A 7,687-nucleotide genomic window follows, 5' to 3' on the forward strand; every position below is an offset into this window, starting at 1 on the left:
CGAAGGCGATGGCTTCCTGTCCCGATGTGATCGTGGTGGGCGCGGGCATCGTGGGCGCGGCGTGCGCGTATGAGCTCGCGCAGCACGGCGCCGACGTGCTCGTGCTCGAACGCGCGGGCGTGGGCGGCGGCGTGAGCGCGGCGGGCATGGGGCACCTCGTGGTGATGGACGATTCGCCCGCGGAGTTCGCGCTTTCGGCGTGGTCGCGCGAGCTGTGGCTCGATCTCGCGCCGCGCCTGGGTGAGCGCGAGGCCTTCGTGCGCTGTGGCACGCTGTGGGTGGCCGCCGACGACGACGAATGGGCACTCGCGCAAACGCGCCAGCAGGCGCTCGCGAGCCAGGGTGTGGCGTGCTCGATGCTGGACGCGCAACAGGTGCGCGAGGCGGAGCCCGCATTGCGCCACGATTTGCGAGGCGGCATGGTGATTCCCGACGACGGCGTGGTCTACGCGCCCGCTGTCGCCGCGTGGCTGCTTGCGCAGCCGGTGAAAGGGCGCATGACGTGCAGGCTTCAGACGCAAGTCGCGCGCGTGGACCGCGCGGGTGTGGTGCTGGCCGATGGTCAGACGCTTGCGGCAGGCGCCGTGCTGATCGCCAGCGGCCTGCAGGCCGCCGAGCTCCTGCCCGGCCTGCCGATGCAGGCAAAGAAGGGACATCTGCTCATCACGGACCGCTACCCGGGCACGGTGCGCCACCAGGTGCTCGAGCTCGGCTATATCAAGAGCGCGCACAACGCGACCGGCACTTCGGTGGCGTTCAACGTGCAGCCGCGGCCCACGGGGCAACTGCTGATCGGCTCGTCGCGCCAGTTCGACAGCCTCGACCCCGCCGTGGAGCCGGCCATCCTCGCGCGCATGCTGCGCCGGGCCGCCGAGTATCTGCCGGAGCTGCCGTCGCTCAATGCGATTCGCGCATGGACGGGCTTCCGGCCCGCAACCACCGACGGCCTGCCGCTCATCGGCCCCGCCGCGCAGTTTGCCGGCGACGCCTGCCACCGCTCGACGTGGCTCGCAACGGGGCACGAGGGGCTAGGCGTGACCACTGCGCTGGCCACGGGCAAGCTGATCGCCGCGCAGATGCTCGGCGTGCCGGACGCATTGCGGATCGACGCGAGCCCGTACTTGCCGGCGCGCTTTTCGACACATGCGGCGGCACCGGCTGCCACGCGTGGCGCGTCGACGGGAGCCACGCATGTCTGAGACGATCACGCTCAACGTGGATGGCCGCAGCGTCAGCGTGGCGCACGGTAGCTCGGTTGTGGCAGCCGTTGCGCTGGCAACTAGTCACGCGGGTTTAGTCACGCGCCGCTCCGTGAGCGGTGCCTTGCGCGGGCCGCTGTGCGGCATGGGCGTGTGCCAGGAGTGTCGCGTGACGATCGACGGTGTGCGGCATCGGCTGGCCTGCCAGACCCTGTGCGTGGATGGCATGCAAGTGGTCACGGGGAGAGCCAGCGAATGAATTTCGATATCCTGATTATCGGCGCGGGCCCAGCGGGACTCAATGCGGCGCGCGTGGCGGCGCACGCGGGCGCGCGGGTCGGCATCGTCGACGACAACGCCTTGCCGGGCGGCCAGATCTGGCGCCAGGGCCCGCAGCATCGGCCGGCCGGCCGCGCGCGCGAGGCCATCGAGGCGCTCGCGAAACTACCCAATGTCTCGCACATGAGCGGCACCCGCGTCGTGCAGGCCACCGGCGCGCGCCAGCTGCTGGTTGAAGATGCGGCGTGCGGCTATACGGTCGACTACGGCAAGCTCATCGTGGCAACGGGCGCGCGCGAGCGTTTCCTGCCGTATCCGGGCTGGACGCTGCCGGGCGTCACGGGCGCGGGCGGTCTCCAGGCGCTAGTGAAGGGCGGCATGCCCGTGCGCGGCGAACGCATCGTAATCGCGGGGACGGGGCCGCTCCTCTGGGCCGCCGCCGTCACGGCGCGCGAGCATGGCGCGCACGTGGCGGCGATCGTCGAGCAGGCGCCGCCGCATGCGGTGCGCCAGTTCGCGGCCGGGCTCGTGGCGACGCCCGCGAAGCTCGTGCAGGCGCTGCGCATGCGCTTCGATTTGCGCGCCACGCCGTACCTGTGCGGCGCGCACGTGATGGCGGCGGGCGGCGAGACGCAGGTGACGCACGTGCGGGTTCGCACGGGAAGCGGGGAAATGCGCATCGACTGCGACCGCCTTGCCTGTGCTTTTGGGCTCGTGCCGAATACGCTCGTGGGCGCCGCGCTCGGGTGCGGGATCGACGAATCGCAGGGCGTGGCTGCCATCGCCGTGGACGACGTGCAGGCCACGTCGCTGCCCGATGTCTATGCGGCGGGCGAATGCACGGGCGTGGGCGGCATGGAGCTGGCGGCCGTGGAAGGCCGCATCGCGGCGCACGCGGCGCTCGGCGAGGATGCGCAGGCACGCGCTCTGTTCGCACAACGCGCGCGCTATCGGCGCTTTGCCGGGCGTATGCACGAAGCCTTCGCGCTCGATCCGCAATTGCGCACGCTCGCCGCGCCGGATACGGTGCTGTGCCGTTGCGAGGACGTGCGCTTCGGCGACGCCGCGCAGTATCGCTCATGGCGCGATGCGAAGCTGCAGACGCGCTGCGGCATGGGGCCGTGCCAGGGCAAGATCTGCGGCGAAGCGGCGGCATTCTGCTTTGGGTGGCCGCGCAACGGCCAGCGCCCGCCGTTCTCGCCCGCGCGTATCGGCACTTTGCTCGAAGTAGAGGGCGCGGCATAACGCAGGGCCTGTGCATTTGCACAGACAGCGGGCGGCGCGGAAACTCCGCCGCCCGATTTTCTTTCGCGGCTGCGCAACTACGCATGTCAAGGGCATAATCGAGCCGATTCCGACTCGTCATGCCTCGCGATGCCCGATCTGGTTCTGCCCACCGCCAACGAACACACCACGCTGCCGCAGATGGTGGCGCACTTCTCGCTGCTGGAGCCGCTCTTCGACGCGATGCCCGATGTGGTCTTCTTCGTGAAGGACCATGAGGCGCGCTATGTGATCGCCAACGCCACGCTCGCCGCGCGCTGCGGCTTCAAGGACAAGCGCGCGCTGCTCGGCAAGACCGCCGAGGAAGTTTTCCCGAGGCGCTTCGGCCGCATCTACACGGAGCAGGACGAAGCCGTCGTGCGCCTGAACAGCCGGCTCATCGACCAGCTCGAACTGCATCTCTACCCGGGGCGCCAGCCGGGCTGGTGCCTCACCTCGAAAGTCCCGCTGCACGACGCGCAAGGGCGCGTGCTGGGCGTGGCCGGCATCTCGCGCGACCTGCAGGCGGCCGAGGGCACGCACCCCGCGTATCAGCGCCTCGCCATCGCCGCGAAGTACATCCAGGACAACTACGCGCAGCCGCTCAAGCTTTCGCATCTGGCCACGCTCATCGACATGTCGGTGGCGCAGATCGAGCGCTACTTCCACAAGATCTTCCACCTCACGCCGCGCCAGATGCTGCTGAAGACGCGGCTCGACGCCGCCTCCGAGCTGCTGGCGGGCGAGCTCAGCATTACCGACATCGCCACGCGCTGCGGCTATAACGATCACAGCGCATTTACGCGTCAGTTCAAGGCCACCGTGGGCCTGACGCCGAGTCAATATCGCGCGGTGCTGCATCCCCAACCCGGCGACGCGGATTGACCGGTCGCGCTGGCGCGCAGGCTCGCGGGCCGCAAGCGCTCTGCGGAAGCAAGATTCGCGCGCGCCTATCCAGGGGTTGTCCCGGATACCGTTCGCACATGCGTCGCGCGCGTTCGTGCCGACACGCCTGATTGTGCCGATTTCGTCTTTTTGAGTCGCGAAAGCCCCCAAGCTTTACGCACGCTGGAAAGCGATACTTCTTCACATCGCCACACCGTGTTGGCGCGATTCATTCAACGAAGGAGATTGTCACCGTGAGCCGCAACGCGATCCAATGGAGCGGGGTGTTTCCCGCCGTCAGCACCCAGTTCAAGCCGGACTTCTCGGTCGATATCGATGCGACTCACCGGGTGGTGAGCAATCTCGTCAAGGACGGCGTGTCGGGCCTCGTGGTGTGCGGCACGGTGGGCGAGAACACCTCGCTGAACACCAGCGAAAAGCTGGCTGTGATCGAAGCCGCGCGCGACGCGGCGGGCGGCAAGGTGCCGGTGATCGCGGGCGTGGCCGAGTTCACCACCGAATTCGCGCGCCAGACCGTGCGCGAAGCGCAGCGCGTGGGCGTGGACGGCGTGATGGTGATGCCGGCGCTCGTGTACTCCGCCAAGCCGCACGAGACGGCCGCGCACTTTCGCGCGGTGGCGTCGAGCACCGACCTGCCGGTGATGGTCTACAACAACCCGCCGATCTACAAGAACGACGTCACGCCCGACGTGCTGATCGCTATTCAGGATTGCGAAAATATCGTCTGCTTCAAGGACTCCTCGGGCGACACGCGCCGCTTCATCGACCTGCGCAACGCCGTGGGCGACCGCTTCGTGCTGTTCGCGGGCCTCGACGACGTGGTGCTCGAGAGCATTGCCGTGGGCGCGCAGGGCTGGGTCTCGGGCATGTCGAACGTGTTCCCGAAGGAAGGCGAGACGCTGTTCCGCCTCGCGAAGCAAAAGCGTTTCGAAGAGGCGCTCGCGCTCTATCACTGGTTCATGCCGCTGCTGCACCTCGATGCGCGCCCGGACCTCGTGCAGTGCATCAAGCTGTGCGAAGAACTCGTGGGCCGTGGCAGCGCGCTCACGCGTCCGCCGCGCCTCGCGCTGGAAGGCGAAGCGCTCGCGCACGTGAAGGCGGTGGTGGAGAAGGCGCTCGCGACGCGCCCGCAACTGCCCGACGTGGGTCTGTAAAGCCTGATCCCTCGCACGCCGCGCGGCGCAATCTGTGCGGCGGCGCCCATCCCGCTGCGACCACGATCAGTCTCACCGCAGTTCCCCATCCGGCGCCAGGCCATTGGCCATTCGCGCCGCCGGATTCCCATTCGATTTGAAACCGGGCCTTGCTGGCCCGGTTGTTTTTTGCAGGGGGCAACATGACCTTGACCGGCCAGTCGCTGATCGGCGCGGCAAACGTGCGAGGCACGAACGGCGCATTCCATGGCGTCGACGCCCGCACGGGCGAGGCGCTCGAGCCGGCATTCGGCGGCGCGACGCAGCAAGATCTCGAGCGTGCCTGTGCGCTTGCGGAGAGCGCCTTCGACGCGTACCGCGAAACCAGTCTGGAAGCACGCGCGGCCTTCCTCGAAACCATAGGAGAGCAGATCAATGCGATCGGCGACGCGCTCATCGAACGCTGCATGGCCGAAACCGGCTTGCCGCGCGCGCGTATCGAAGGCGAGCGTGGGCGCACGGTCGGCCAACTGAAGCTCTTTGCAGCGGTGCTGCGCAACGGCGATTTCATCGATGCGCGTGTCGATCCCGCGCAGCCCGAACGCAAGCCGCTGCCGCGCGTGGACCTGAGGTTGCGCAACATCGCGCTCGGGCCGGTGGCGGTGTTTGGCGCGTCGAACTTCCCGCTGGCATTTTCGGTGGCGGGCGGCGATACGGCTTCGGCGCTGGCGGCGGGCTGCCCCGTGATCGTGAAGGCGCATAGCGCGCATCCGGGCACCTCGGAGCTCGTGGGGCGGGCGATCCAGCGCGCAGTGCAGGCCTGCGGCCTGCCCGAAGGCGTGTTCTCGATGCTGTTCGACGGCGGGCTCGCTATCGGCCAGGCGCTCGTGGCCGATCACCGCATCAAGGCGGTGGGCTTCACGGGCTCGCGTGCGGCAGGCGTGGCGCTCATGAAGATCGCGAACGCGCGCCCCGAGCCGGTGCCGGTCTATGCGGAAATGAGTTCGATCAACCCCGTGGTGCTGCTGCCGGGCGCGCTGGCGGCGCGCGGCGCGGCGATCGCGCAGCAGTTCGCCGCCTCGCTCACGCTGGGCGCCGGACAGTTCTGCACGAATCCGGGTCTCGTGCTGGCCGTGCAAGGCGAGGCCTTGCGCACGTTCGAACAGGCCGCGAGCGCCGCGCTCGCCAACATCGGCGCAGCGACGATGCTCACGCCCGGCATTCACGCGAACTATTGCAAGGGCGTCGAGCGTCTCGCCGCGGATCCCAACGTGGAACGGCTCGCGAGCGGTGCGCAAGGCGGCCGCTTCGACGCTCAGGCGGCGCTTTTTGCGACCACGGCCGAGGCGTTCCTCGCACAGCCGGCGTTGCGCAACGAAGTGTTCGGCCCGGCGTCGCTCATCGTGCGCTGCAAGGACCTGGGGGAATTGCATGGCGTGCTGAAGGCGCTCGAAGGCCAATTGACGGTGGCCCTGCATCTCGAGTCCGCCGATCACGAAGCCTGCCGCGTGCTCCTGCCGACGCTCGAACGCAAGGCGGGCCGCATTCTGGCGAACGGTTTTGGCACCGGCGTGGAAGTGGCGCATGCGATGGTGCACGGCGGGCCATTTCCGGCGACCACGGATGCGCGCACGACCTCGGTGGGCAGCCGCGCCATCGAGCGATTCCTGCGCCCGGTCTCGTATCAGGATTTGCCGGACGATTTGCTGCCCGTGGCGCTGCGCGAGGGCAATCCGCTCGGCCTCACACGGCGCGTGGATGGAGTGATCCATCGGGAGGGAAATAGGGATGACTAATCAAGCAGCAGGCGTCACGCTTTCGCTCGACGGACTTTTTGCGCTGGCGCGCAAGGCGCTCATGCATCACGGCATGTCGAGTGCGCACGCGGATGCGATCGCGCGCGTCATCACCCAGGGCCAGCGCGACGAATGCCATTCGCACGGCATCTACCGTCTGCTCGGCTGCGTGCGCTCGGTGCGCAGCGGCAAGGTCGATCCGCGCGCTGAGCCCACCTTGCGCGACGTGTCGCCGGGCGTGCTTGCCGTGGACGCGCATTACGGATTTTCGTTGCTGGCGTTCGAGACGGGTTTGCCGGTGCTAGCGGAAAAAGCCCGCACGCAGGGTCTTGCCGCGATGGCGATCAACCGTTGCTTCCATTTTTCGGCGCTATGGCCTGAGGTGGAGGCAATCGCGGCGCACGGCCTCGTTGGCCTTGCGATGAACCCGAGTCATAGCTGGGTCGCGCCGGCAGGCGGAACGCGTGGCGTGTTCGGCACCAACCCGATCGCGTTCGCGTGGCCGCGCGAGCATGGGCATCCGTTCGTCTTCGATTTCGCGACCAGCGCGATCGCGCGCGGCGATATCGAATTGCATGCGCGCGAGGGCAAGCCCATTCCTTCGCATTGGGCGATCGATCGTGAGGGTAGGCCGACCACGGATGCGCGCGCCGCGCTCGAAGGCGCCATGCAGACGTTTGGCGGTCACAAGGGATCGGCGCTGGCGGCCATGGTGGAGTTGCTGGCGGGCGCGCTGATTGGCGACCTCACGAGCATGGAGTCGCAGGCATTCGATGATGGTGCGGGGGCGAGTCCTTGCCATGGCGAGTTGGTGATCGCGATAGATCCGCGGCGGTTTCTTGGCGCGGATTATGGGGCGGGGCAGGAAAGGGCCGAGCGGCTATTTGATGCGGTGATTGGGCAAGGGGCGCGCTTGCCGTCGCAGCGAAGGTTCGAGGCGCGTGAGCGCAGCGAGCGTGATGGGGTTAGGGTTCCGCAGGCGCTTTATGATGATGTTATGAAGTTGTTTGAGTGAGATTTGTTTTTGGTGGGGGGGGGTGTTGGGTGCTGGGTGTTGGCCTTTCCTTGTTTTCATGTCGGTATATGAGTGTTGCCCCTGTGCGGGGCGGCA

The 7,687-nt window shown here is 68.0% G+C and carries 7 protein-coding genes; all 7 read left to right on the plus strand.

Annotated features, from left to right (window positions below; all coding sequences use genetic code 11):
* Nucleotides 1–8: 8 nt before the first annotated feature.
* Nucleotides 9–1,199 carry an NAD(P)/FAD-dependent oxidoreductase gene (locus tag EYW47_RS36490; protein ID WP_133199663.1) on the plus strand — a complete coding sequence of 397 codons (1,191 nt, stop codon included), beginning with the start codon at nt 9–11 and terminating at the stop codon, nt 1,197–1,199.
* Entirely contained in the window at nt 1,192–1,458 is a 267-nt protein-coding gene (locus tag EYW47_RS36495) for a (2Fe-2S)-binding protein (protein WP_133199664.1), read from the plus strand. Before EYW47_RS36490 ends, EYW47_RS36495 begins: the two co-directional genes overlap by 8 nt.
* Entirely contained in the window at nt 1,455–2,723 is a 1,269-nt protein-coding gene (locus EYW47_RS36500) for an NAD(P)/FAD-dependent oxidoreductase (protein WP_133199665.1), read from the plus strand. Before EYW47_RS36495 ends, EYW47_RS36500 begins: the two co-directional genes overlap by 4 nt.
* A 129-nt stretch (nt 2,724–2,852) precedes the next feature.
* Entirely contained in the window at nt 2,853–3,626 is a 774-nt protein-coding gene (locus tag EYW47_RS36505; protein ID WP_165976777.1) for an AraC family transcriptional regulator, read from the plus strand.
* Nucleotides 3,627–3,880: 254 nt separating this feature from the next.
* Nucleotides 3,881–4,801 (plus strand): dihydrodipicolinate synthase family protein, encoded by a 921-nt coding sequence (locus EYW47_RS36510; protein WP_133199666.1) that lies wholly within the window; start codon nt 3,881–3,883, stop codon nt 4,799–4,801.
* A 182-nt stretch (nt 4,802–4,983) separates the two neighbouring features.
* A complete protein-coding gene (locus tag EYW47_RS36515; protein ID WP_133199667.1) occupies nt 4,984–6,576 on the plus strand; it encodes an aldehyde dehydrogenase (NADP(+)) in 1,593 nt (530 codons plus the stop codon).
* Entirely contained in the window at nt 6,569–7,591 is a 1,023-nt protein-coding gene (locus EYW47_RS36520; protein ID WP_133199668.1) for an Ldh family oxidoreductase, read from the plus strand. The genes EYW47_RS36515 and EYW47_RS36520 overlap by 8 nt, the downstream gene beginning before the upstream one ends.
* The last annotated feature ends 96 nt before the right edge of the window (nt 7,592–7,687 follow it).

This window comes from Paraburkholderia silviterrae (assembly GCF_004353915.1).
Taxonomy (GTDB): Bacteria; Pseudomonadota; Gammaproteobacteria; order Burkholderiales; family Burkholderiaceae; genus Paraburkholderia; species Paraburkholderia silviterrae.